This is a genomic window from Caulobacter sp. P1_D6 (genome assembly GCF_056406095.1).
The window spans coordinates 15,497-39,875 of the sequence record NZ_JBFUAW010000016.1 but is presented as its reverse complement, the minus strand read 5'-3'; the positions used below and the strand labels follow the sequence as shown (position 1 = coordinate 39,875).

Below are 24,379 nucleotides of genomic sequence, written 5' to 3'. Positions count from 1 at the left end.
GATGACAGCATGAGTGGGATGGATTGGCTCCACGTCACCTGCGGCGAGGCCCCGCTGGTCGTCAGCATTCCGCACGCCGGCACGATCATCCCGTCCGACATCGAGGCCCGGCTGGCCTCGCCCTGGCTGGCCCGCAAGGACGCCGACTGGTGGTTGGGCGAACTCTACGCCTTCGCCGACGCCCTGGACGCCACCGTGGTCCGCACCGGCGTGTCGCGCACGGTGATCGACGTCAATCGCGATCCGTCGGGCGTGTCGCTGTATCCCGGCCAGGCCACCACCAGCCTGTGCCCCGTCGACACCTTCGACGGCGAGCCGCTGTACGTCGACGGCCAGGAGCCGGACGCCGCCGAGATCGCCCGGCGTCGCGTCACGTTCTTCGATCCCTACCACGCCACGCTGGAGGCCGAGCTCGACCGGTTGGTCGCCCTCCACGGCAAGGTGGTGCTGTACGACGCCCACTCGATCCGATCGCGCGCCCCACGGCTGTTCGACGGCGAGCTGCCGCAGTTCAACATCGGCACGAACGGCGGGGCGTCCTGCGCGCCGAGCCTGACCCGCAAGGTCGAGGCCGCCTGCGACGCCACGGGCCTGCCGCGCGTCACCGACGGGCGGTTCAAGGGCGGCTGGATCACCCGTCGCTACGGCCAGCCGGCCCAGGGCGTCCATGCCGTCCAGATGGAGCTGGCCTGCCGCGGCTACATCGACGAGCCGGCGGCGCTGACCTCGGACAATTGGCCCACGCCCTACGACCCCGCCCGCGCCGCCTCGCTGCGCGCCGCCCTCACCGATGTCCTCAAGGCCTGCGTGGCCTTCGGAGCCGCCGCATGACCCGTCCCACAACGCGTATCGACAACACCCGCGTCATCCGCCCCGCCACCGGCCCGGAGCTCACCGCCAAGAGCTGGCTGACCGAGGCCCCGCTGCGGATGCTGATGAACAACCTGCACCCCGACGTCGCCGAGCGGCCCGAGGAGCTGGTGGTCTATGGCGGCATCGGCCGCGCCGCCCGCGACTGGGAGAGCTACGACAAGATCGTCGAGACCCTGCGCCGGCTGGAGGACGACGAGACCCTGCTGATCCAGTCCGGCAAGCCGGTGGGGGTGTTCCGCACCCACCCCGACGCGCCCCGGGTGCTGATCGCCAACTCCAACCTGGTGCCGCGCTGGGCGACCTGGGAGCACTTCAACGAACTGGATCGCAAGGGCCTGGCCATGTACGGCCAGATGACCGCCGGCTCGTGGATCTATATCGGCGCCCAGGGCATCGTTCAGGGCACCTACGAGACCTTCGTCGAGATGGGCCGCCAGCACCATGGCGGCGACCTGGCCGGCAAGTGGCTGCTGACCGCGGGCCTGGGCGGCATGGGCGGGGCCCAGCCGCTGGCGGCGGTGATGGCCGGCGCTGCGTGCCTGGCCATCGAGTGCCAGCCCTCGCGGATCGAGATGCGCCTGCGCACCGGCTATCTGGACAAGGCGACCGAAAGCCTGGACGAGGCCCTGGCCTGGATCGAGGCGTCCTGTCGAAACAAGACTCCCATCTCGGTCGGCCTCCTGGGCAACGCCGCCGAACTGCTGCCGGCGATGTTCGCGGCCGGCGTCCGCCCCGACCTGCTCACCGATCAGACCAGCGCCCACGATCCGATCAACGGCTACCTGCCCGCCGGCTGGACCCTGGACCAATGGGCGGCGGCGAAGGAGCGCGAACCGGAAACGGTCAACCGCGCCGCCCGCGCCTCGATGGCCGTGCATGTGAAAGCCATGCTCGACTTCCAGGCCGCCGGCGTGCCGACCGTCGACTACGGCAACAACATCCGCCAGATGGCGCTGGAGGAAGGCGTGGCCAACGCCTTCGACTTCCCCGGCTTCGTGCCCGCCTATATCCGCCCGCTGTTCTGCCGGGGCATCGGGCCGTTCCGCTGGGCGGCCCTGTCGGGCGATCCGGCGGACATCCGAAAGACCGACGCCAAGGTCAAGGAACTGATCCCCGACAATCCCCACCTGCACCACTGGCTCGACATGGCCGCCGAGAAGATCAAGTTCCAGGGCCTGCCGGCCCGGATCTGCTGGGTCGGTCTGGGCGACCGCCACCGGCTGGGCCTGGCGTTCAACGCGATGGTCGCGTCGGGCGAACTGAAGGCTCCCGTCGTGATCGGCCGCGACCACCTGGACAGCGGCTCGGTCGCCTCGCCCAACCGCGAGACCGAGGGGATGATGGACGGGTCGGACGCGGTGTCGGACTGGCCGCTGCTGAACGCCCTGCTCAACACCGCCTCGGGCGCCACCTGGGTGTCGCTGCACCATGGCGGCGGCGTGGGCATGGGCTTCTCGCAGCACGCCGGCATGGTCATCGTCTGCGACGGCACCGACGCCGCCGCCAAGCGGATCGCGCGGGTGCTGTGGAACGACCCGGCCACCGGCGTCATGCGCCACGCCGACGCCGGCTACGAGATCGCCAAGGACTGCGCCCGAGAGCACGGGCTGGACCTGCCGGGGATTTTGTAAGCCATACTTCCCCCTTCTCCGCTCGTCCCGGCGAATGCCGGGAGCCAGATCCCTTAGCGGTGTGGATGATTGGAAGTGCTCAGCGTCGATGGCGTCAGCCTCAAAGCCATTCCATCTGGGTCCCGGCCTTCGCCGGGATGAGCGGATCAAATAGATGCGCGTCCTGAGAGCGGCCGACCGGATCGCCACGCCGTGGAAGAACGGCGGCGGCGTCACGCGCGAGGTGGCCGCCTTTCCGCCGGGCGCGGACCTGGACGCCTTCGAGTGGCGGATCAGCCTGGCGGAGATCGAGGCCGACGGACCGTTCTCGACCTTTCCGGGGATCGACCGGGTGCTGACGGTGATCAGCGGCGCGGGCCTCATGATGACGGTCGACGACCGCATGCTGGCGCTGGACGCCGCCTCCCCGCCCCTGGCCTTCGCGGGCGAGGCCCAGGTCACCGCGCGCCTGACCGACGGACCGATCAGCGACCTGAACGTGATGGTGCGGCGAGGCGTCTGGCGGGCGCGGACCCGCCGACTGACCGTCGCCGGGGCCAGCGACGTGGCCGCCAGGGCGCGGGCGACCCTGGTCCTGGCGCTGGACCCGCTGCGCATCGTTCGGCCCGGCGGCGAGATCGACCTGGCGCCGCTGGACGCGGTCCTGCTTGAACACGGTCACTCACACTTGAGCTTGGAAGGTCGAGGCCGAACATTGATCGCCGAGATCACGGCCGATCCGGAGCACATTTTAAAGTAAAGCTTCGTATAGCCTCGGACATCGACAAAACAGCGCGCGACCTCCCGTCGCACTGGGTTCGCCACGTCTTCGCCTTATCTGGTCGCTAGTCGGGCCAACGCTTCAGGCCTCAAAACGATCCAGGACGAATTAATGCACGCATCGACAGCGAAGAAACTCGCCCCTCTGGCGCGCGGCGCGCTGGGTCTGGCCCTGGTCTTCGCTCCGATGGTGGTGGCGGCGATGGAGAACCCGCACAAGGCTCCGCGCGGCCCCTCGCCGGTCATGCAGCGCCTGCTGGCCGAGATGGCCGCCAAGCCGCAGAAGCCGGTCCGCAAGGAACTGGTCTGGAGCGGTTCGGATATCGACGGCGACGGCGCGCCCGACTTCGCCAACCCGACCGGCGGCGCCCCGCGCGGCCACGACGAGTTCGGCGACGGCCAGTTCGGCGCCCGCCGCGACGGCGGAACGCGCGAGCACGAGGGCGTCGACTACGTGGCCAGGGCCGGCCAGGACGTCCAGGCCCCGATCTCCGGCTACGTCACCAAGATCGGCTACGCCTATGCCGGCTCCAGCGACCTGAAGTTCGTCGAGATCAGCAACCCGGCCCTCGGCTACGTCGCCCGCGCCTTCTACGTGACGCCCGGCGTCGAGCTGGGCCAGACCGTCCGCCTGGGCGAGACCATCGGCCGCGTCGAGAGCCTGCAGAAGCACTATCCGGGGATCACCAACCACGTGCACCTGGAAGTGATGGAGCCAGGCGGCGAGCGGGTGAACGCCGCGGAGCTGATCGTGCGGAAGCTGGTGGTTCAAGCGTAGGATTCAGTCCCTCCCCCTGTGGGGGAGGCGATCGCGCAGCGATCGGTGGGGGGAGTTTTAGGATCGTCGATCCTGGATCTGGCCATCGGCCAGACACTCCCCCCTCCGTCGGCTTCGCCGACACCTCGCCCACAGGGGGAGGATCTAGGTCCGGCGGCTTCGCCCCTACTTCCGCATCACCACCACCGGCTGGCCCGAATACTCCACCGTCTGATCCACCGCGTCGAAGTCGACCGGCTTGGCGCCCGAACCGATGAACCGCACCTTGATCGTCCGGTTCTCAAGCATCCCCTTGAACGACCCCGACCGCGCCCCGATCGTCAGCCGTCCCGTGGCGTTGTCGTAGCTCATCGGGATGCGGCTCCACGCCCCGCGCTCGTAGCCGTTGCTCAGACCGTCGTCCTCGTAGAGCTCGAACGTGCCGTCGGCGCCCGCATAGACCACCACGGTCAGCGGGGCGTCCGGCTTCTCGCCGACATATTGCTGGACCACGGTGGTCGGCACGATCGAGCCGGCCTTCACGAACAGCGGCATGCGCGACAGCGGCGCGTCGGCCTTGATGGTCTGGCCGCCCTTGAACGCCTTGCCGCTCTCGAAGTCGTACCAGGTGGCGCCCGACGGCAGGTAGACCGACCGCGAGCGCGCCTTGAACTGGGTGACCGGCGCCACCAGGAACGCCTTGCCGAACAGGTACTCGTCGTCGACGTTCCGCGCGGCCTTGTCGGCCGGGAAGTCCATCACCAGGCCGCGCATGATGCTGCCGTCCCGCTGATAACTATCTGCTGCAAGCGTGTAGATGTAAGGCATCAGCCGGTAGCGGAGCTCGTCGTACCAGGCCAGGCTCTTGTAGACCTCGGTCCCCTCGTCGGCGAGGTTGTAGATCTCGCGGAACGGGAACTCGCCGTGGCTGCGGAACAGCGGCGAGAACGCCCCGAACTGGAACCAGCGCAGGTTCAGCTCCTGCCACTCGGCCCAGTGGGCCGGGTCCTTGTTGGTGTAGCGGTTCTCGACCGAGAAGCCGCCGATGTCGGTGGTCCAGTTGGGGATGCCCGACATCGACAGGTTCACGCCGGCCGAGATCTGGTCGCGGAAGTCGTCCCAGCGCGCCACCACGTCGCCGCTCCACACCGCCGAGGCATGGCGCTGCAGGCCGCCGAAGCCCGAACGGGTCAGGATGAACGGACGCACGTCCGGGTTCAGCGCCAGCTCGCCCTCATAGACGCCCTGGGTGTGCGGCAGCGAGTAGCTGTTGAAGTACTCGGCCGCCGGACCGATCGCCGTCGGGCCCATGCGCTTTGTGCGCTCGGGCACGTCGAGATTGGAGTGCATGTCGGGCTCGGAGGCGTCCATCCACCAGGCGTCGATGCCGATGACCTTCAGGTTCTCCTTCACCTGGCGCCAGTAGATGTCGCGCGCTTCCTTCGGATAGGGGTCGTAGAACGAGTTCAGGTAGCCCGGACCCACCCAGTCCTTGGCGCCCTGCTCGATGTTGCGCCTGTACATGAAGCCCTTGGCGTCCAGCTCCTTGAAGTTGTCCGTGGTCGGATAGAACTTCGGCCAGATCGAGATCATGAAGTGCGCGTTGTTCGCGTGGATCTCGTCGACCATCCCCTTGGGGTCGGGGAAGCGCGAGGCGTCGAACTTGTGGCTGCCCCAGGTGGGGTCGGTCCAGTAGCGCCAGTCCATGACGATGTTGTCGAGCGGCAGGCCGCGCTTGCGGTACTCCTTGACCACGCCGACGATCTGGCCGGCGTCCTCGTAGCGCTGGCGGCTCTGCCAGAAGCCGTAGGCCCAGCGCGGCATCATCGTCGACTTGCCGGTCAGGTCGCGATAACCGGCCACCACCTGGTCCAGGTCGTCGCCGCCGACATAGTAGTAGTCGATCGCCTTGCCGACCTCGGAGGTCAGTTGCAGCGAATGGCGGTCGGGCGCGGCCATCGGGTTGTTGTGCAGCAGGCCGATATAGCCGCCGTCCGGCAGCCACTCGACCTTGATCCTGTGGGCCTTGCCCGGGGTCAGGGCGGCGTCGAAGTTGTGGTACCAGGGGTTCCAGTTCTGCCGCCAGCGGTCGATGACCAGCTTGCCGTCGATCCAGACCTTGGCGTAGTCGCTGGAATAGAGCTTGAACCGGTGCACCCCCGCCTGGTCGGCGGTGATCGTCCCTTCCCAGACCACCTTCTTGTCCGGCAGCGGCTTGCCGTCCGGGCCGTTCAGCTCGGCCGGCATGTTGGGCAGGTCCTTGAGGAACCGGTAGTCGATGTCCTGCTCGGTGCGGGTCAGCTTCAGCTGGCCGCCGACATAGTACTTGGCTGTGAAGCCCGGCTTGCCGTCCAGCCCCGTGATCTTCAGATCGCGCGAGGCGACGTCGTAGGGGATCGGGTCGCCGAAGCGGGTGATCGAGTTGTTGTCCCACAGCAGGCCGTAGCCCCGGCTGGACAGCAACATCGGCACCACGACGGTGCGGTTGTAGTTCAGCAGTTCGACGTCCTGGCCATTGTAGTTCATCTGGCCGTTCTGGTGCTGGCCCAGGCCGTAGAAGGCCTCGTCCGTACCCGGATTGAACTGCTGGCGAACCTCGTAGAAGTCCTGGCCGTCGACCTTCACCGGCTTGAAAGCGCCTCGGTCGCGCTCGGCCAGGACGGTCCTGCCCTGGGCGTCCTTGAAGTCGACCGTGCCGTCGGCCAGCGAGATTTCCGCAGTGGCCTTGGCGGTCTTGAGCACCAGCTTGCCGCCGACCTCGGTCACCGTGAAGCCGCTGGCCTGGGGCTTGGCCGTGACCATCAGGCTCTCGGGCGTATCGAGGCTGTCGGTCGGGGTGGCCGTGACGTGGATGATCCGCTCGCCCATCACCTGCAGCCGCACCTTCCTGGCCGGTCCCGAGGCGGGGGTGACGATCACGCCGTCGGCGGTCTTCTCGAACGCGCCGTCCAGGGCCCCCGGCAGCGCGAAAGCGCTGGTCGAGGCCAGGAGGGCGAGGGCCAGGCCAGCGGCGAAGGTTTTCGGCAGCATGCGCATTGGGTTCTTCCCTTTGAATCTTGTTTTTGTCTCCGCTCATCCCGGCGAATGCCGGGACCCAGATCCCATAGCGGAGCGGCTGATTGGAGGGCCTCGGAGCTCGTGGCGTCAGCCTCGAAGCCATTCCATCTGGGTCCCGGCATTCGCCGGGATGAGCGGATTTTGAAAGGCTCTAGTAAGTGGCCAGCTTGACCTTCAGCACCTGCGGCAGGGTCGTCAGGTTCAGGCCGTAGTCGACCTGGTCGCCGTTCCACAGGCGGTCGAACACCCACTTGCCGTTCTCGAAGTGGCCTTCCTCGACGCGCGAGAGCATGAACCGCTCGCCCTTGGCCGAGCCGAAGGTGACGCGGGCGCGATAGCCGGTGATCAGGAACTCGTTGGGCGACAGCTGGGCGATCAGGGCGCCGCCGTCGGGGATTTCGCGGCCCGGCTGTTTCTCGGCCTTGCCCATCCACGGGGCGTCGATCGAGCCGAACTGCCATTCGCCGTATGACACCGTCGCGGTCCAGCGGTCGCCCAGCTTCAGGGTCTCGGCCTTGCGGTCGTCGGCCTCGCCGGCGCCCCAGACCTTGCTCTCGAACGACAGCCTGGCCCACTCGCGGGCCATCGGGGCCAGCAGGCGGTAGTGGACGCCGAAATTCTCCAGTGTCTGGGCGTCGACCGTCTTGGCGCCCAGCGGGTAGTTGGAATAGCCGGTCTGATCCAGGCCGAAGGGCGAAAAGCCGATGCCCTGATGGCCCAGCACATCGTAAATGTAGCGCGCAAAGCCCTTGTCGCTGCCGATCTCGGGCACGAACAGGACGTTGTCGGGACGGCCGTACTGCTCCAGCGTCTTCCGGACGCTGGCGCTCTCGCGCATGTAGATGTCGGGGGCCAGGGCGTCGATCGACGGGGCCGCCGCCTTCCAGACGTCCAGCACGTTCCAGGTCGGCCCGCCCGACGAATAGGTGAACGGGTCCTGCCATTTGAAGGGGTCGCGCAGGGCGGCGTTGACGTACATCGGCAGCGGGAGCTCGCGCTTGCCGGCGGCGGCGACCTCGTCGACGAACCGGCCGATGTGCCAGGCGTGGAAGAACTCGTCGGCGTCCTTGCCGAACACCTGGCTCCAGGTCCCCGGCGATTTCTTCATCGCCTTGACCAGCGACGCCGGAACCGGGCCGTCGAACAGCTTCTGGGCGGTCGGCGAATAGTCGCGGATCGCGCCGTAGGTGCCGGTCTCGTTCTCGGGCTGGACCATGATCACGGTGTGGTCCGGGTCGGCCGCCTTCAGGTGGCGCATCAGGGCGACGAAGGCCTTCTTGTCGGCCTCGAGCGTCGAGCGGAACACCGGCGACAGCGAGTTCTTGACCTCGCCCTTGGCGTTGACCACCCGCGGGAAACGCTTGTCGTCCAGCTTGACCCATTCGGGCGCGTACTGCGGGCCGTTGTTCTTCCAGGCGCCGAACCACAGCAGCACCAGCTTCACGTCATTGTCGCGGGCCTGCTTCAGCAGCACGTCGACGAACGAGAAGTCGAACTGGCCCTCGACCGGCTCGATCTGCTCCCAGGCGACCGGGATCTCCAGGGTGTTGGCGTGCATGGCCTTCACGGACGGCCAGACCTTGGGCAGCTGCGAGGGATAGTTGGCGGCGTTGTTGGCCTGGACGCCCAGCATCAGGAACGGCGCGCCGTCGACCATCAGCGCGTGGCGACCGTCCTTGGCGACCAGCTTGGGCAGATCGGCGGCGGCGACCGGCGTCGCGGCCAGGCCCAGGACGGCGATCGCGCCGGCGGCCGCCAGGCGCAGGCGTTGAAAGGTCTCGGTCTTTCCGGTCGTCAAGGCTGCCTCCCGTTTCGTTGTTTTCTTGATAGCGCTATCATCACTATAAGTATGACAATTCGCCAGTAGTCTTCGAAAGCCGTCGTTCAGGCCGGCTCCACGGGGCGGGCCGCGCAGTGGGCGGCGATGAAGTCCCGGTGCGTGGGCATGGCCTCCGCCGCCTGCCGCAACGCCGTCCTCATGGCCCGCAGGTTCCGCTCCACCACGCCGACATCCATCAGGTCCACCAGCGGGTCGTAGTCGCGCGGCATGACGTTCTGGCCGATCAGCACGGCCAGCCAGCTGGGCTCCTGGAACAGGTCCTGGCCCATCGAGGCCAGCCGCCCGGTGCGCCGGAACAGCTCCATCTTGTGCGCCAGGCTGTCGGGGATCGCCATCTCGCGGACCTGCCGCCACAGCGGATCCGTCCGCTCGTTGGCGTGGTAGTGCAGCACCAGGAAGTCGCGGATCTTCTCGTATTCCTGGTCGGTGAGGCGGTTGTACTCGTCCAGCAGCACGGGGCTGAAGGTCCGATCCGGGAACAGCTGGATCAGCTTGGTGATCCCGGTCTGGACCAGGTGGATGCTGGTCGATTCCAGCGGCTCCATGAACCCGCTGGCCAGGCCCAGGGCGATGCAGTTCTTGTTCCAGAACCGTCGCCGGCGGCCGGCGGTGAACTTCAGGATCCGCGGATCGGTGCAGGGCTCGGCGTCCAGCGTCCCCAGCAGGGTCGCGCGGGCCTCGTCGTCGCTGATGAAGGCGCTGGAATAGACGTAGCCGTTGCCGACGCGGTGCTGCAGCGGAATGCGCCACTGCCAGCCGGCGGCGTGGGCGGTGGAGCGGGTGAACGGCGTCAGGTCCGGGGCGCTCTGGCTCTGGACGGCCATCGCCCGGTCGCAGGGCAACCAACTGGACCAGTCCTCGTAGCCGCTCTTCAGGGCCTCCTCGATCAGCAGCCCCCGGAAGCCCGAGCAGTCGATGAACAGGTCGCCCTCCACCACCCGGCCGTCGGCCAGGGTGATCGACCGGATGAAGCCGTCCTCGCCGCCCAGGGCGACGTCGACGACCCTGCCCTCGACCCGCTCGACGCCCCGCGCCTCGGCGTAGCGGCGCAGGAACCTGGCGTAGAGGCCGGCGTCGAAATGGAAGGCGTAGGAATAGGTCGACATGATCGACCCCGACGCCGTGGTCGGCCGGTCGAAGCGACGCATGCCGGCGGCCAGGGTCGGCAGCGAATAGTCGCCGAAGTCGGTGGTGTCGCCCAGCGACCGCAACTTCAGCCAGTACTGGTGGAAGGCGCTGGTGGCCAGGTCGGCGCCGTAGCGGCCGAACGGGTGGATGTAGCGGTGCCCCACGCGGGTCCAGTCGACGAACTCGATGCCCAGCTTGAAGGTCGCCTGGGTCTCGCGGATGAACTCGTCCTCGTTCACGCCCAGCATCTGGTTGAACAGGACGAGCGGCGGGATGGTCGCCTCCCCCACCCCGACCGTGCCGATCTCCTCGGACTCGACCAGTTGGATGACGACCTTCAGCGGGTCGGGCTGATGCTCGCGCAGCACCCGCGCCAGGGCCGCCGCCGCCATCCAGCCGGCCGTGCCGCCGCCCACGATGACGACCTTGCGGATGCGGTTGTCGGTCATGACCAGCTCAAGCTCCTGCGACGGCGGGGCAGTGACGGGCGATGAACTCGCCGTGGGTCGGCATGGCCTGGGCGATGCGCCGCACGCCCTCCAGGCGGTGGCGCATGCCCATCCGCAGCTTGTCGTCCGGGATGGAGTCGATCAGCGGATCGTAGCGGTCGGGATAGACGTGCTGTCCCAGCAGGATCGCCAGCCAGCTGGGCTCGGCATAGGATTCCTCGGTCAGCATCGGCACGCGGCCCAGGCTTTTGAACACCTCGATCTTGTGCCGCAGCGTGTCGGGGATGCTCATCGTCCGGCAGTAGTCCCACAACGGGGCGTCGTCGCGCTCGGTGGCGCGGTAGTGCAGCACCAGGAAGTCGCGGATCCGCTCGTATTCGTTGGTGGTCACCCGGTTGTATTCGTCGATCATCACCGGATCGAAGGCCTTGTCCGGGAACATCTCGATCAGTCGGGCCAGGCCCGTCTGGATCACCTGGATGCTGCTGGACTCCAGCGGCTCCATGAACCCGGCGGCCAGGCCGATGGCGACGCAGTTCTTGTTCCAGAACTTGCGGCGATGGCCGGTGATGAACCGCAGCGGCCGGGGATCGGCCAGGGCCTTGCCGTCCAGATTGGCCAGCAGGGTCGAGGCCGCCTCGTCGTCGCCGATGAACTGGCTGCAATAGACGTAGCCGTTGCCGGTGCGGTGCTGCAGCGGGATGCGCCATTGCCAGCCGGCCGCCCGGGCGGTGGACCGCGTATAGGGGGTCAGGCCGTCGCCGCCGGTCTCGCACGGAACCGCCATGGCCCGGTCGCACGGCAGCCACCGCGTCCAATCCACATAGCCGGTCTGCAGGGCCTGCTCGATCAGCAGGCCGCGGAAGCCCGAGCAGTCGATGAACAGGTCGCCTTCGACCCGCTGGCCGTTCTCCAGGCTGACCGCCTCGATGAAGCCGTCCTCGCCCCGCAGATGGACGTCGACGATCCGCCCCTCGATCCGCTGCACGCCGCGCGGCTCGGCATAGCCGCGCAGGTAGCGGGCATAGAGGCTGGCGTCGAAATGATAGGCGTACTTGTAGAACGAGGCGTCGGAGCGCGGGTCGGGCGACGGCGGCGCGAACCGGCCGAGCCGGGCCGCCGTGCCCGGCAGCGAATAGTCGCCGAACGGCGTGGCGTCGCCCAGGGCGCGCAGCTTCAGCCAGTGATGGTGCGGAGACACGCCCTCGATGGCGGCTCCATAGTCGCCGAACGCGTGGAAATGGACGTTGCCCAGCCGCGACCAGTCGCGGAACTCGATGCCCAGCTTGAACGTGCCCTGGGTGTGGCGGACGAAGTCCTGCTCGTCGATGCCCAGGATGCCGTTGAAGATCTGGATCAGGGGCACCGTGGCCTCGCCGACCCCGACGATGCCGATCTCTTCGGATTCGATCAGCTGGACGGTGGCCGGGGTGTTCTTCAGGAACCGGGCCAGCACCGAGGCGGCCATCCAGCCGGCCGTACCGCCGCCGACGACGACCACCTTGGAGATGCGTTCACGCGACATTGCTTACTCCCCGCCCGTCCACGTCGGCGAACCGATGCGGCCAGTGTCGGCAATCACGCGGAGCGTGTGAAGGTCCGACCGAGGCGCCCCTCTCGCGGAGACGCCTCGGTCGAGCTTCGAGCGAGACCCTCCGCGCCCGCCGATCCTAAGGATCGACCGGCGCGGAAGCTGGGCTTGCTCCGACTAGAAGCTGCCGCGCAGGATCACCGCGATGCGGCGGTCGGTGTCGGTCCAGCTGTAGCGCGGAGCGAAGTTCGCGCCGCCCACGTCCAGATAGGTCCGGGCGTTGAGGATGTTGGTCGCCTGGACGCCGACTTTGTACTGCTCGGTGATCGAGTACAGGATCGAGCCGTCCAACTGGCCGTAGTCTTCCGACCAGACCGGGCGCTGGATGTTGGCGGCCGAGGTGGTCAGCAGGTAACGCTCACGCCAGTTGTAGGCCAGGCGGGCCGAGATGCCGTACTTTTCGTACAGGACCGCGACGTTGTAGCTGGTCTTGGACAGGCCCTCGAGCGGCAGGGTCTGGTCCGCCGCGCCGGCGATCTGGGCCGACTCGTTGAGGTTGATGGCGGTGTTCTTGCCGCCGTTGCTGTCGACATAGGTGAAGTTGGCCTGCACGCCCAGACCGCTGAGCGGGCCCGGCAGCGAGTCGTAGAACTGGGTGTAGGCCAGTTCGAAGCCTTTGATCGTGCCGCTCGAGCCGTTCATGTTGCGGCTGACCAGGAACGAATAGGTCTGGCCGCCCGAGGTGTAGCTCTCGGTGGCGTTGCCCATGAAGATGTAGTTCGAGATGTCCTTGTAGAACGCCGCGAACGTCAGGCTGTTGGCCGAGCCGAAGTACCATTCCAGGCTGGCGTCGAACTGGTTCGACTTGGTCGGCTTCAGCAGCGGGTTGCCGCCGCTGCCGGTCAAGGGCTCGACGGTCCGGGGCGTGAACCCGTCGGCTTCGAAGTTGAACGCCAGGTTGGTGTACGACTGCATCTGGCTGAAGGTCGGGCGGACCACGGCCTTGGCCGCCGCCAGGCGGAATTGCAGGTCGTCGGTCAGGAAGAACCGCACGTTGGCGCTGGGCAGCACGTCAGTGTAGTCGTTCGACGACTGTCCGCCGCTGATCGAGCCGCCCTGGGTGAAGGCGTAGGCGTTGTTGAACGCCGTGCACGAAATGGCCGGGACCACGGCCGCGCAAGCCGCCGGCGTGCCGTTGAGGGCCGCGACCTTGATGATCGCATCGCCGCCGTCGACCTTGGTCTTCACCACGCGGACGCCGACGTTGCCGTCCATGCGGCCCAGGGGCGAGGTCTCATGGCCGAAGCGCAGCAGGCCGTAGATGGCCTGGGTCTTCTCGCCCTGATTGTTGGTGCCGCCGTTGGGGTTGTCGCCGGCCGGCGACGAGTTGGCGTAGCTGGCCTCGGACAGCGGAGCCCAGCCCCAGCCCGCGCTCTCGGTGTTCTTCAGGAGGTCGTAGGCCTGCTGCGTTCCGCCGGCGACCAGGCCTTCGGTCGGGAACCAGGCGACGCCCGGCAGTTGCACGTCGCCGCGGAAGAAGTCGTCGTAGGTGAACAGCTCCGATTGCTGCGGCAGGCCGGGGCTTTGATGCGTGGCGTCGAAGCCCGTTTGATTGAGATAGACCGGCGGGCCGGCGTTCCAGAACTGGTTGCTGAGCAGACCCCAGTTGTAGCCCGTCTGACGGGTGGTCGAGGACTTGTCGGTGCCGCGCACGCCGAAGCGGAACGACTTCAGCCAGCTGTCTTCCTCGAAGAGATACTCGCCGTCGGCGCGCAACGCCTTGGAGTCGGCGCTGTTGTCCTCGATGTGGTCCATCGCGGCCGCCCACCAGTAGGCGGACTTGGTGCGCGTGGTGTCGGTGGCCTGGCTCAGCTTCAGGACCGGCTCGTCGCCGCCGATGTCGAAGGTCAGGCTCGACGGAACCGTCGGGTCCATCTGGGTGAACGCGGTCATGCTCAGCACGGAGGCGTGCGACTTGATGTACTGCGCGTCGGCGCTGAACGACCACCGATCGTTCGGCGTATACTTCAGGTTGAAGCTGTAGTCTTCGGTCTTCTTGTGCTGCTCACCGTAACGGCTGTCGGCGGTTAGGTGGAAGTTGTTGATCGTCCCGGCCGTGATCGCGCCCTGGCCGTCGTACTTGAAGCCCGGACCGGTGGCGGCATAGCCGCCGTCGGTGTCGCCCAGGGCGCGTTCGATGTCACGCGGGTTGGCCTTGGCGGTCAGGACCTCGAAGGTGGCTTCCCACTGCTCGTTCGGACGCCATTGCAGGGCGCCGGCGAAGGCCGTGCGCTTCTGCTGCCAGTCGATCCGGCGCCAGCCGATCGAGTTGGGGATGTAGACCTTGTCGCCGACCGTCTTGCCGACCTGCGCGGCCTGGGCGGCGTCCAGCGTGCGCTCTTCGAAGCGTCCGGTCTGGACGCTGTCGGTGCGGTTGCCAATGTTGCCGATGCTGCCCGAGAGCAGCAGGCCGATCTCACCGATGTTGGTGTCCCAGCGGTCGCTGTAGAGCAGGTTGCCCGAGACGTAGCCCTTGTCGCGCAGGTCGGCGTAGTTGTAGTCGGCCGAGAAGGCCAGCAGGCGCTTGGCCGAGTCGAACGGCTTGCGGGTGCGCAGGTTGACGATGCCGCCGATGCCGCCTTCGATCTGCTCGGCCGAGGGGTTCTTGTAGACGTCGACGCCGGCCAGCAGGTCGGCGGACACGTCTTCGAACGACAGGGCCCGGCCATTGTTGGCCGAGAAGATGTCGCGGCCGTTGGTCTCGCTGCGGACCCACGACAGACCGCGGATGAACACGCCGCCGCCTTCGGAGGCCAGACGGGCGGGGTCGCGGTTTTCGTTGGTGCGCTGGAGCGTCACGCCCGGGATGCGCTGCAGGGCTTCCGAGACGCTGCGGTCTGGCAGGGCGCCGATGTCCTGAGCGGAGATCGAGTCGACGATCTGCTCGGCGTTGCGTTTGATCTGACGCGCCGAGGTCAGGCTGGCGCGGATGCCGGTGACGACGACTTCGTCGACGGTGTCGGCGGTGGCCGCCGGCGCGGCGGCGTCCTGGGCCAGCGCGATGGCCGGCGTCAAGACAGCGATAGCCAACGCCGATGCGCCCATGAGCATCACGTTGCGACGAGAATTGCGAAGCAGCATTTGGTTTCCTTCCCCCAGATGAGATCCGTCCCAGCGCTCTCAAGGCGCCGGTGACGTGCGCCGCACACGGCGGTCACACGATCTGATCCGATCCTTTAGTCATATAAGTGATACTTACAAGACCAAATTGATAGCGCTATCAATTTGCCCCGGAAGGCGCGGCTTTGGCGCCACGGTCACCAAAATCCCCGTGAATTCGCGACGTTTGCAACCATCATTATTATACTATAAATGCCAGGGATCGGGCGCGAGTATCCGCGGTCCGTGGCGTCAGGGAAGAACATGGGTCAGGGAAACGGGGGCGGGAAATTCCGCAGCGCTCACAGCTACGGAAAGCTGGATCGCGACGGGTTTATCCATCGCAGTTGGATGAAGAGCCAAGGCCTGCCGGACGACGTGTTCGACGGGCGGCCGGTCATCGGCATCTGCAACACCTGGTCGGAAATCACCCCCTGCAACGCGGGCCTGCGCGACATCGCCGAGCACGTGAAGCGCGGCGTCTGGGAGGCCGGCGGCCTGCCGCTGGAGTTCCCCGCCATGTCGCTGGGCGAGACCCAGATGCGGCCGACCGCCATGCTGTTCCGCAACCTGCTGGCCATGGACGTCGAGGAGTCGATCCGCGGCAACCCGATCGACGGCGTCGTGCTGCTGGGCGGCTGCGACAAGACCACCCCGGGCCAGATGATGGGCGCGGCCAGCGTCGACCTGCCCACCGTCGTCGTCTCGACCGGCCCGATGCTGAACGGCAAGTTCCGCGGCAAGGACATAGGCTCGGGCACCGACGTGTGGAAGTTCTCCGAGGCCGTGCGGGCCGGCGAGATGACCCTGCCGGAATTCATGTCGGCCGAGAGCGGCATGAGCCGTTCGCCCGGCACCTGCATGACCATGGGCACCGCCTCGACCATGGCCGCGATCGTCGAGGCGATGGGCATGAGCCTGCCCTACAACGCCACCATTCCCGCCGTGGACGCCCGTCGCGCGGCGATGGCCCACCATACCGGCCGCACCATCGTGCGCATGGTGCATGACGGCCTGACCATGTCGCAGGTCGCCACCCGCGCCGCGTTCGAGAACGCCCTGCGCGTCCACGCCGCGATCGGCGGCTCGACCAACGCCGTCGTCCACCTGCTGGCCCTGGCCGGCCGCCTGGGCGTCGAACTGACCCTGGAAGACTTCGACAACCTGTCGCGCGACGTGCCGCTGCTGGTCGACCTGCAGCCTTCGGGGCGCTTCCTGATGGAAGACCTGCACTACGCCGGCGGCCTGCCCGCGGTGATGAAGCAGATGGCCCCGTTCCTGAACCCCGAGGCCCTGACGGTTTCGGGCGTGCGGATCGGCGAACAATACGAGAAGGCCGAGGTGTTCAACGCCGAGGTCATCCGCAGCGTCGAAGCCCCGGTGAAGCCCGACAGCGGCATCTGGGTGCTGCGCGGCAACCTGGCCCCCGGCGGGGCGGTGATGAAGCCCAGCGCCGCCAGCCCCGAACTGCTGAGCCACAAGGGCAAGGCCGTGGTGTTCGAAACCATCGAGGACTTCAAGGCCCGCATCGACTCGCCGGACCTGGACGTCGACGAGACCTCGATCCTGGTGCTCAAGGGCTGCGGCCCCAAGGGCTATCCGGGCATGCCGGAAGTGGGCAACATGCCGCTGCCGACCAAGCTGCTGGAGAAGGGCGTCAAGGACATGGTCCGCATCAGCGACGCCCGCATGAGCGGCACGGCCTTCGGCACCGTCATCCTGCACGTCTCGCCCGAGTCCGACGCCGGCGGCCCGCTGGCCGTTGTCCGGTCCGGCGACGTGATCGAGCTGGACGGCCCGGCCCGGTCGCTGAACCTGCTGATCTCCGACGAGGAGCTGGCGTCCCGTCTGGCCGCCTGGCGTCAGAACCCGCCGCCCCCCAAGGCGACGCGCGGCTACGCCAAGCTGTACATCGACCACGTGCTGGGCGCGGACAAGGGCGCGGACCTGGACTTCCTGGTCGGCTCCAGCGGCTCCGTCGTCACCCGAGAATCCCACTGATGAATCCGATGGACAGCTCGGTCACGATCTTCGGCGACTGGGGCACTTCGCGCCTGCGGCTCTATCTGCGCCAGGGCAAGAGCGTGCTCGACCGCCGCGACGGGCCGGGCATCGGCGCCCTGACCAAGTCTCCGCGCGACACCTTCCTCGACCTGGTCGGCGACTGGCGCGAGGCGGGCCCTTCGATGGCCCTGCTGTGCGGCATGGTCGGGTCGCGCAACGGCTGGCAGGAAGCGGCTTACGCCCCCTGCCCGGCCGGCGCCGCCGACATCCGCGAGCGGCTGCTGCACATCGACGCCGACGGCCTGCCGGTCGCCATCGTCCCGGGCCTGTCGTGCCGCAACGCCCTGGGCGGACCTGACGTGATGCGCGGCGAGGAGACCCAGATCCTGGGCGCCCTCGAACTGGACCCCGCCCTCAAGCGCGGCCGCCACTTGCTGGCCCTGCCCGGCACCCACACCAAGTGGGTGGTGGTCGAGGACGGGGCGATCGTCAGTTTCCTCACCGCCCCGGTAGGCGAGCTCTACGCCCTGCTGCGCGAGCACTCGATCCTAGCCAAGGCCGCCCCCGGCGACGGCCCCGAGTCGCCCGAGGGATTCGCCCGCGGCGTCGCCCGGATCGTCGAACAGGGCCCCGCGCGCCTGCCGCACCTGATTTTCGAGACCCGCAGCCGACAATTATTGGACGGCCTGCCCAAGGACGAAGCCATGGGCTTCCTGTCCGGTTTGCTGATCGCCAGTGATACCGCAACCACCTCAAGCTGGTTTGGGGATCTGGGCCAGGTGTCGCTGATCGGCGCCCCGGCCCTGAGCGCCCTCTATGCGCAAGCTATCGCCGCCCTGGGCGGCTCGAGCGTGGCCGTCGACGGCGATTCCGCCGTCCTGGCCGGATTGACAACGTTGTCGTCAGCTCAGAACAGTGGAGTTCATGTCCTTGCCTAGCTCGAACACCCCGCCGATCGTCGCCATCCTCCGAGGCGTGAAGTCCGAGGAGATTCTCGACATCGCCGCGGCGCTGGTCGAGGCCGGGATCGAAGCCATCGAAGTGCCGCTGAACTCGCCCGATCCGCTGGTGACCATCGGCAAGCTGTGCGCCGCGTTCGGCGACAAGGTTCTCTGCGGCGCGGGCACCGTCCTGTCGCCGGAAGCCGTCGACCAGGTGGCCGGCGTCGGCGGCAAGCTGATCGTCACCCCCAACATCGACGCCTCGGTGATCTCGCACGCCGTGAACCTGGGCCTGACCGTCATGCCTGGCTTCGCCACGCCCACCGAGGCCTTCGTCGCGGTGAAGGCCGGGGCCAAGGCGCTGAAGCTCTATCCGGCCGGCACCTACGGCTTCGGTCACATCAAGGCCGTGCGCGACGTCCTGCCCAAGGACATCGCGGTCTACGCCGTCGGCGGCGTGGGCGCGGCCAATCTGAAGCCGTGGATCGAGGCCGGGGTGTCCGGCATCGGCGTCGGCGGCGAGCTCTATCGCCCGGGCTACACCGCCGAGGAGGTCGGCCAGCGGGCCAGGACCCTGGTGGCGGCCTGGGCCGAACAGACCACCCAGTAAGAACAGTCCGCGTCGGAACAAGAATACGGCCCTAAAGGGGGGACCCCAGTGAGAACCATCGATTTCGTCATCCTGGCGATCTACGCCGTCGCCATCTTCGGCTTGGCCCAGTGGGTTTCCCGCGACAAGGGCGGGCACAAGAAGGACTCCACCGACTACTTCCTGGCCGGCAAGGCCCTGCCCTGGTGGGCCATCGGCGCCTCGCTGATCGCCGCCAACATCTCGGCCGAGCAGATCATCGGCATGAGCGGCTCGGGCTACGCCATCGGCCTGGCCATCGCCTCGTACGAGTGGATGGCGGCCCTGACCCTGCTGATCGTCGGCAAGTTCTTCCTGCCGATCTTCCTGAAGAACAACATCAGCACCATGCCGCAGTTCCTGGAGCAGCGGTACGGACCCAGCGTGCGCACGTTGATGGCCGTGTTCTGGCTGGGCCTGTACGTCTTCGTGAACCTGACCTCGATCCTGTGGCTGGGTTCGATCGCCGTGCACACCGTGACCGGCGTCGACCAGATGACCGCCCTGATCATCATCGGCGTGTTCGCCCTGGCCTATCAGCTGTGGGGCGGCCTGAAGGCCGTGGCCCTGACCGACATCGTCCAGGTGGCCCTGCTGGTCATGGGCGGGCTGATCATCGTCTACCTGTCGCTCGACAAGATCGGCGGCGACGGCGGCGTGATCGGCGGCTTCACCCAGCTGACCGCCCAGTTCCCCGAACACTTCAAGATGATCCTCGACAAGACCAGCCCGCACTACAAGGAGCTGCCGGGCCTGTCGGTGCTTCTGGGCGGCCTGTGGGTGATGAACGTCTCGTACTGGGGCTTCAACCAGTACATCATCCAGCGCGCCCTCGGCGCCAAGGACATCGCCGAGGCCCAGAAGGGCATCGCCTTCGCCGCCTATCTGAAGCTGCTGATGCCGGTGATCGTCGTGGTGCCGGGCCTGGCCGCCCTGGTCCTGGCCCCGAACCTGCTCAAGCCCGACCAAGCCTATCCCGAGATGATGAAGCTGCTGCCGCCCGGCCTGCTGGGCCTGGTGTTCTCGGCCCTGGTCGCGGCGATCATCGCGTCGCTGGCGGCCAAGATCAATTCGATCGCCACCATCTTCACGCTCGACATCTACGCCAAGCAGAAGCCGGGCGTGTCGGAACAGCACCTCGTCCTGGTGGGCCGCATCGCCGCCGTCGTCGCGGTGATTGTCGGCATCATAGCCGCCAAGCCCCTGCTGGGCGGCGCCGACCAGGTGTTCCAGTTGATCCAGGAATACACCGGCTTCTTCACCCCGGGCATCGTGGTGATCTTCATGCTGGGCCTGTTCTGGAAGCGCGCCACCACCGCCAGCGCCCTGGTGGCCACGGCCGGCTCGGTGATCCTGTCGCTGGCCCTGAAGTTCGGCATGCCGGACATGCCGTTCATGAACCGCGTCGGCTGGGTGTTCCTGCTGGCCCTGGCCGCCGCGATCGTCGTGTCGCTGGTCGCGCCCCAGAAGAAGGTGGTCAACGTCGTGTCGCTGGAAGGCGTCAGCTACAAGACCACCACTGGCTTCAACATCGCCGGCCTGGGCGTGATCCTGATCCTGATCGCCCTCTACGCCGTCTGGTGGTGATGATGCGGGCGGCGTTTTCCTCGATGATCGCCCAAGCCTGAACCGAAAGCTCCGTCACGGTCGCCGTGGCGGGGCTTTCATCTTTGACATGATTGTTCCGGGCGTGAACGAAGCACGCTACACAAGGTCAGACCTATTTCGACGACAACAGTTCGAGAAGCGTTTTTGGGGGCGAGAACTTGGTGATCCGTACGCAGCCGGGCCTCAGTCTGACCTATGGACTCGTCGAGTCCCTGGGGCAGGCCATCGTCACCGGTGAATACGCTCAGGTCGGCTTCCCCACCGAAGGCGAGCTGTCCAAGCAGTTCGGCGCCAGCCGCACCGTCACCCGCGAAGCGGTCAAGATGCTGACCGCCAAGGGCCTGCTCAGCGCCCGCCCCCGTCACGGCACCGTGGTCGAGCCCGAGAACGAGTGGAACCTGCTGGACCCCGACGTCCTGCGCTGGATGCTGGAGCGCAAGTTCTCCCTGCGCCTGCTGGCCGAGTTCACCGAGATGCGACTGGGCATCGAGCCCGCCGCCGCCGCCCTGGCCGCCCGCAACGCCGACGAGACCGGGCTGGAAGGCATCCGCAAGGCGCTGAACCGCATGAAGGCCGCCGCCGGGGGCGAGGACGATCCGCTGTCGGCCGACATCGCCTTCCACGTGGCGATCCTCAACGCCACCAAGAACCCGTTCTATCGCGACCTGCACGAGCTGGTGAACACCGCCCTGCGGATCTCGATCCGCTTCACCAACCGCATCAAGGGCCGCACCGCCTCGATCCCCTCGCACGAGGACGTGGCCGACGCGATCTTCGCCCGCGACGCCGAGGCCGCCCAGAAGGCCATGCAGATCATCCTGGTCGACGTGCTGGACCTGATCCGCGCTGCCTCGCCCGACACCGAGTCCGCCTCCGCCCGCCGCGACGCCTGACGACCGGCGCCGGATGGGGCGTTGCGCGCCGGCGTTTTCCGGGTAATTCTGACAGCGTTGTCACGCTCAAGATCCCCAGAGGCCGCCCGAGGAAACGCCATGCTCAAAGCCTTCAAGGTTCTGGCCGCCTGCGCCGTGCTGTCGTCCCTCGTCGCCATGCCGGCCGCAGCGCGCGAGATCTCGGCGCGGGACCAGGTCAAGGCCATGACCCGGGGGATCAACGTCCTGGGCTACGACCCGATCTGGAAGGACCCGGCCAAGGCCCGCTTCCAGATGCGCCATTTCAAGACCATCAAGGACGGCGGGTTCGACACTGTGCGGCTGAACCTGCACGCCTTCTCGCACATGGACGCCGACAACCGGCTGGACCCGACCTGGCTGAAGACGCTGGACCAGGTGGTCCAGGCCGCCCTGGCCCAGAAGCTGACCGTCATCCTGGACGAGCACGACTTCAACGTCTGCGGCGAGGACCCCGTCGCCTGCAAACCCAAGCTGGTCGCCTTCTGGAAGCAGATCGGCGAGCACTACAAGGACGCCCCCGACGGCGTGGTGTTCGAGCTGCTGAACGAGCCCTGCAAGGGCCTGACCGACGAGGTGTGGAACGCCTGGGTGGCCGAGCTGCTGCCGGTGGTCCGCGCCACCAACCCGACCCGCAACGTCGTGGTCGGCCCGGCCTTCTGGAACAATATCAGCCACCTGGACCAGCTGAAGCTGCCGGAGGCCGACCGGCATCTGATCGCCACCGTCCACTACTATCTGCCCATGGAGTTCACCCACCAGGGCGCATCGTGGAATCCAGACACGCCCAAGCTGGGCGTCACCTGGGGCACGGAGGCCGAGCGCCAGCGGATGAAGACCGACTTCGACGGCGTCCAGGCCTGGGCCAAGGCGCACGACCGCCCGATGCTGCTGGGCGAGTTCGGCGCCTACGACAAGGGCGACACGGCCTCGCGCGTCGCCTACACCGCCGCCGCCGCCCGCGAGGCCGAGGCCCGCGGCTGGGCTTGGGCCTACTGGCAGTTCGACAGCGACTTCATCGCCTACGACATCAAGAAGGATGCATGGGTCGAGCCGATCCACGGGGCGCTGGTTCCGCGCTGATCCGGGATGACAGGGCGCGCGTTTCAGGCCATTCCATCCGCGCCCTCGTGCTCTCCCCACACAGGATGTTCCCGTGCAGAAGCCCTACGTCGCCGCCCCGACCCGCTATGACGCCATGCCCTATCGCCGGACCGGCCGCAGCGGCCTGGACCTGCCGGCGATCTCGCTGGGCCTGTGGCAGAACTTCGGGGGCGCGGACGTGTTCGAGACCGGCCGCGCCATCCTGCGCCGGGCGTTCGACCTGGGCGTCACCCACTTCGACCTGGCCAACAACTACGGCCCGCCCTACGGCTCGGCCGAGGAGAACTTCGGCAGGGTCATGGCCGCCGACTTCGCCGCCCACCGCGACGAACTGGTCATCTCGACCAAGGCCGGCTGGGACATGTGGCCGGGCCCGTACGGCGGCGTCGGCGGCTCGCGCAAATACCTGATCGCCAGCTGCGACCAGAGCCTCAAGCGCATGGGCCTGGACTATGTCGACATCTTCTATTCGCACCGCGTCGACCCGACCACGCCGCTGGAAGAGACCATGGGCGCCCTGGCCCACCTGCACCGGCAGGGCAAGGCGCTGTACGTCGGCATCTCGTCCTATTCGCCCGACCTGACCCGCCAGGCCGCCGCCATCCTGAAGTCGGAAGGCGTGCCGCTGCTGATCCACCAGCCGTCCTATTCGATGCTGAACCGCTGGATCGAGGACAGCCTGCTCGACACCTTGGAAGATCTCGGCGTCGGCTGCATCGCCTTCTCGCCGCTGGCCCAGGGCATGCTGACCAACAAGTACCTGGGCGGCGTGCCCCAGGATTCCCGCGCGGCCAAGGCCGGCTCGCTGGGCGGTCACTTGCTGAGCGCCGACAACATCGCCCGCATCCAGGCGCTGAACGAGATCGCCAAGGCCCGCGGCCAGAGCCTGGCCCAGATGGCCCTGGCCTGGGTGCTGCGCGACCCGCGCGTCACCTCGGCCCTGATCGGCGCGCGCACCGTGGCCCAGCTCGAGGACTCGCTGGCGGCGCTGAACACCCTGGCCTTCACCGCCGAGGAATTGGGCGAGATCGACCGCCACGCGACCGAGGGCGCCATCGACCTGTGGAAGATTTCGTCCAATCTGGCAGCCTCGGATTTGCCGAGGAGCTGACCGCACCTTGCGGTGGAGCGCCTTCGGAATACAATCAACCCATGAACGTGGGGGCCGACGGCTTGGACCGGACAGTGAGCGGTATGGAGCGACTGACGCCGCGTGAGCGTGATTGCCTGCGTCTCGTGGACGAGCATCTCAGCTCGAAGGAGATCGCGCGTCGGCTCGGCCTGTCCAAGCACACCGTCGACTGGCACCTGGACAAGGCGCGGCGACGCCTGGGCGTCACCGACCGCTACGAGGCCGCCCGCCTGGTCTCGCCGCGCAACCAGACCCCCCCTCCGATCGCGTCGGGGTCCGACGCGGCGGGACTAGCCCCCCCTCCCGCCCCTGCTCATCCTCCCTCCAGGTCTTTTGACCCCGTCGAGGTTTCACGGCGAACCGACCGCGAGGTCGAAGGCCGCGATATCGAGGAAGGAACAGCACGTGCCGCCACTCACGGACTCCCAGAAGGACGCGATCGACCAGGCCCTCAGCCTGCGCCGCGACGCCCTGAACTTTCACAAGACCTGGCCGACCCTCAACTCGCAGGACGAGCGGGTTCCGGGCTTCACCTGGACCGAACTGGAACGTCAGCTCGCCAGCCTGGCGGCGACCGCCCAGAGCGCCATGATGGCGTCGGACCTGGTCAGCGCGACGCGCAAGCAGGCGAATTTCAAACCGCCGGAAATGGTGCTGCGGGAGATTCTCTGCGTGGCCGGCGCCCTGATGGACGAGAGCTTCCTCTCTCCAGGCCGTTCGGAACTTGGGGAGGCCCCAATGACCTGACCGTCGGCCAACGGCTGGCGTTCATCGCCGCCGTGATGCTCGCGACCGCCTTCGCGTTCGGATCCCTGCTCGCCGGCCTGCACGCCCTTCGGGGCCTGTTCTAGACCGTCGCGTCCCGGA

The 24,379-nt window shown here is 67.5% G+C and carries 17 protein-coding genes and 1 pseudogene; 13 read left to right on the top strand and 5 right to left on the bottom strand.

Features of this window, described 5'->3' with window-relative positions:
- The first annotated feature begins 18 nt into the window (after positions 1 to 18).
- The 4 genes from hutG to AC1DYP_RS10885 all read left to right on the top strand — a co-directional run bounded on the left by hutG (position 19) and on the right by AC1DYP_RS10885 (position 4,041).
- A complete protein-coding gene (gene hutG, locus AC1DYP_RS10900; protein WP_477046403.1) occupies positions 19 to 831 on the top strand; it encodes an N-formylglutamate deformylase in 813 nt (270 codons plus the stop codon).
- Entirely contained in the window at positions 828 to 2,504 is a 1,677-nt protein-coding gene (gene hutU, locus AC1DYP_RS10895) for a urocanate hydratase (RefSeq protein ID WP_477046342.1), read from the top strand. Before hutG ends, hutU begins: the two co-directional genes overlap by 4 nt.
- A gap of 154 nt (positions 2,505 to 2,658) precedes the next feature.
- A complete protein-coding gene (locus tag AC1DYP_RS10890) occupies positions 2,659 to 3,243 on the top strand; it encodes a HutD/Ves family protein (RefSeq protein WP_477046341.1) in 585 nt (194 codons plus the stop codon).
- A gap of 132 nt (positions 3,244 to 3,375) precedes the next feature.
- Entirely contained in the window at positions 3,376 to 4,041 is a 666-nt protein-coding gene (locus AC1DYP_RS10885; protein WP_477046340.1) for a M23 family metallopeptidase, read from the top strand.
- Positions 4,042 to 4,206: 165 nt separating this feature from the next.
- On the opposite strand, the gene AC1DYP_RS10880 is transcribed toward AC1DYP_RS10885, so the two are convergent.
- The 5 genes from AC1DYP_RS10880 to AC1DYP_RS10860 form a co-directional block, all read right to left on the bottom strand.
- Complete coding sequence (locus AC1DYP_RS10880; protein ID WP_477046339.1) at positions 4,207 to 7,050, bottom strand: TIM-barrel domain-containing protein; 2,844 nt, start codon at positions 7,048 to 7,050, stop codon at positions 4,207 to 4,209.
- 178 nt (positions 7,051 to 7,228) lie between these two features.
- The gene (locus tag AC1DYP_RS10875; RefSeq protein ID WP_477046338.1) at positions 7,229 to 8,875 is read right to left on the bottom strand and encodes a DUF5597 domain-containing protein; all 1,647 of its coding nucleotides are present in this window, start codon (positions 8,873 to 8,875) and stop codon (positions 7,229 to 7,231) included.
- Positions 8,876 to 8,961: 86 nt separating this feature from the next.
- On the bottom strand, positions 8,962 to 10,494 hold the full coding sequence (locus AC1DYP_RS10870; protein WP_477046337.1) for a tryptophan halogenase family protein: 1,533 nt from the start codon (positions 10,492 to 10,494) through the stop codon (positions 8,962 to 8,964).
- A 7-nt stretch (positions 10,495 to 10,501) separates the two neighbouring features.
- A complete protein-coding gene (locus AC1DYP_RS10865; protein WP_477046336.1) occupies positions 10,502 to 12,019 on the bottom strand; it encodes a tryptophan halogenase family protein in 1,518 nt (505 codons plus the stop codon).
- 183 nt (positions 12,020 to 12,202) lie between these two features.
- A complete protein-coding gene (locus AC1DYP_RS10860; protein WP_477046335.1) occupies positions 12,203 to 15,100 on the bottom strand; it encodes a TonB-dependent receptor in 2,898 nt (965 codons plus the stop codon).
- A 297-nt stretch (positions 15,101 to 15,397) separates the two neighbouring features.
- Between AC1DYP_RS10860 and AC1DYP_RS10855 the strand changes: the two genes are divergently transcribed.
- The 9 genes and pseudogenes from AC1DYP_RS10855 to AC1DYP_RS10815 all read left to right on the top strand — a co-directional run bounded on the left by AC1DYP_RS10855 (position 15,398) and on the right by AC1DYP_RS10815 (position 24,259).
- Entirely contained in the window at positions 15,398 to 17,185 is a 1,788-nt protein-coding gene (locus tag AC1DYP_RS10855) for an IlvD/Edd family dehydratase (RefSeq protein ID WP_477046334.1), read from the top strand.
- Positions 17,186 to 17,193: 8 nt separating this feature from the next.
- Positions 17,194 to 18,126: a 2-dehydro-3-deoxygalactonokinase gene (locus tag AC1DYP_RS10850; protein ID WP_477046402.1), complete on the top strand. Its 933-nt coding sequence runs from the start codon at positions 17,194 to 17,196 to the stop codon at positions 18,124 to 18,126.
- Positions 18,113 to 18,739 carry a 2-dehydro-3-deoxy-6-phosphogalactonate aldolase gene (locus AC1DYP_RS10845; RefSeq protein WP_477032015.1) on the top strand — a complete coding sequence of 209 codons (627 nt, stop codon included), beginning with the start codon at positions 18,113 to 18,115 and terminating at the stop codon, positions 18,737 to 18,739. Before AC1DYP_RS10850 ends, AC1DYP_RS10845 begins: the two co-directional genes overlap by 14 nt.
- 48 nt (positions 18,740 to 18,787) lie before the next feature.
- A complete protein-coding gene (locus tag AC1DYP_RS10840; protein ID WP_477046333.1) occupies positions 18,788 to 20,344 on the top strand; it encodes a sodium/sugar symporter in 1,557 nt (518 codons plus the stop codon).
- Positions 20,345 to 20,529: 185 nt separating this feature from the next.
- Positions 20,530 to 21,258 (top strand): FadR/GntR family transcriptional regulator, encoded by a 729-nt coding sequence (locus tag AC1DYP_RS10835; protein WP_477032264.1) that lies wholly within the window; start codon positions 20,530 to 20,532, stop codon positions 21,256 to 21,258.
- 99 nt (positions 21,259 to 21,357) lie between these two features.
- Positions 21,358 to 22,359 (top strand): glycoside hydrolase family 5 protein, encoded by a 1,002-nt coding sequence (locus AC1DYP_RS10830; RefSeq protein ID WP_477046332.1) that lies wholly within the window; start codon positions 21,358 to 21,360, stop codon positions 22,357 to 22,359.
- A gap of 115 nt (positions 22,360 to 22,474) precedes the next feature.
- The gene (gene mgrA, locus AC1DYP_RS10825) at positions 22,475 to 23,491 is read left to right on the top strand and encodes an L-glyceraldehyde 3-phosphate reductase (protein ID WP_477046401.1); all 1,017 of its coding nucleotides are present in this window, start codon (positions 22,475 to 22,477) and stop codon (positions 23,489 to 23,491) included.
- Between the two features lie 41 nt (positions 23,492 to 23,532).
- Positions 23,533 to 23,733, top strand: a pseudogene (locus AC1DYP_RS10820) (helix-turn-helix domain-containing protein); the annotation flags it as partial.
- 184 nt (positions 23,734 to 23,917) lie between these two features.
- Entirely contained in the window at positions 23,918 to 24,259 is a 342-nt protein-coding gene (locus AC1DYP_RS10815; protein WP_477046331.1) for a hypothetical protein, read from the top strand.
- The last annotated feature ends 120 nt before the right edge of the window (positions 24,260 to 24,379 follow it).

Bases quoted from the DNA above. Each gene is read 5' to 3' on its own strand.
- AC1DYP_RS10845 (WP_477032015.1), top strand. From the start codon at position 18,113: ATGTCCTTGCCTAGCTCGAACACCCCGCCGATCGTCGCCATCCTCCGA.
- AC1DYP_RS10830 (WP_477046332.1), top strand. From the start codon at position 21,358: ATGCTCAAAGCCTTCAAGGTTCTGGCCGCCTGCGCCGTGCTGTCGTCC.
- hutU (WP_477046342.1), top strand. From the start codon at position 828: ATGACCCGTCCCACAACGCGTATCGACAACACCCGCGTCATCCGCCCC.
- AC1DYP_RS10855 (WP_477046334.1), top strand. From the start codon at position 15,398: ATGCCAGGGATCGGGCGCGAGTATCCGCGGTCCGTGGCGTCAGGGAAG.
- AC1DYP_RS10885 (WP_477046340.1), top strand. From the start codon at position 3,376: ATGCACGCATCGACAGCGAAGAAACTCGCCCCTCTGGCGCGCGGCGCG.
- AC1DYP_RS10890 (WP_477046341.1), top strand. From the start codon at position 2,659: ATGCGCGTCCTGAGAGCGGCCGACCGGATCGCCACGCCGTGGAAGAAC.
- AC1DYP_RS10880 (WP_477046339.1), bottom strand. From the start codon at position 7,050: ATGCTGCCGAAAACCTTCGCCGCTGGCCTGGCCCTCGCCCTCCTGGCC.
- mgrA (WP_477046401.1), top strand. From the start codon at position 22,475: ATGCCCTATCGCCGGACCGGCCGCAGCGGCCTGGACCTGCCGGCGATC.
- hutG (WP_477046403.1), top strand. From the start codon at position 19: ATGGATTGGCTCCACGTCACCTGCGGCGAGGCCCCGCTGGTCGTCAGC.
- AC1DYP_RS10865 (WP_477046336.1), bottom strand. From the start codon at position 12,019: ATGTCGCGTGAACGCATCTCCAAGGTGGTCGTCGTCGGCGGCGGTACG.
- AC1DYP_RS10850 (WP_477046402.1), top strand. From the start codon at position 17,194: ATGGACAGCTCGGTCACGATCTTCGGCGACTGGGGCACTTCGCGCCTG.
- AC1DYP_RS10870 (WP_477046337.1), bottom strand. From the start codon at position 10,494: ATGACCGACAACCGCATCCGCAAGGTCGTCATCGTGGGCGGCGGCACG.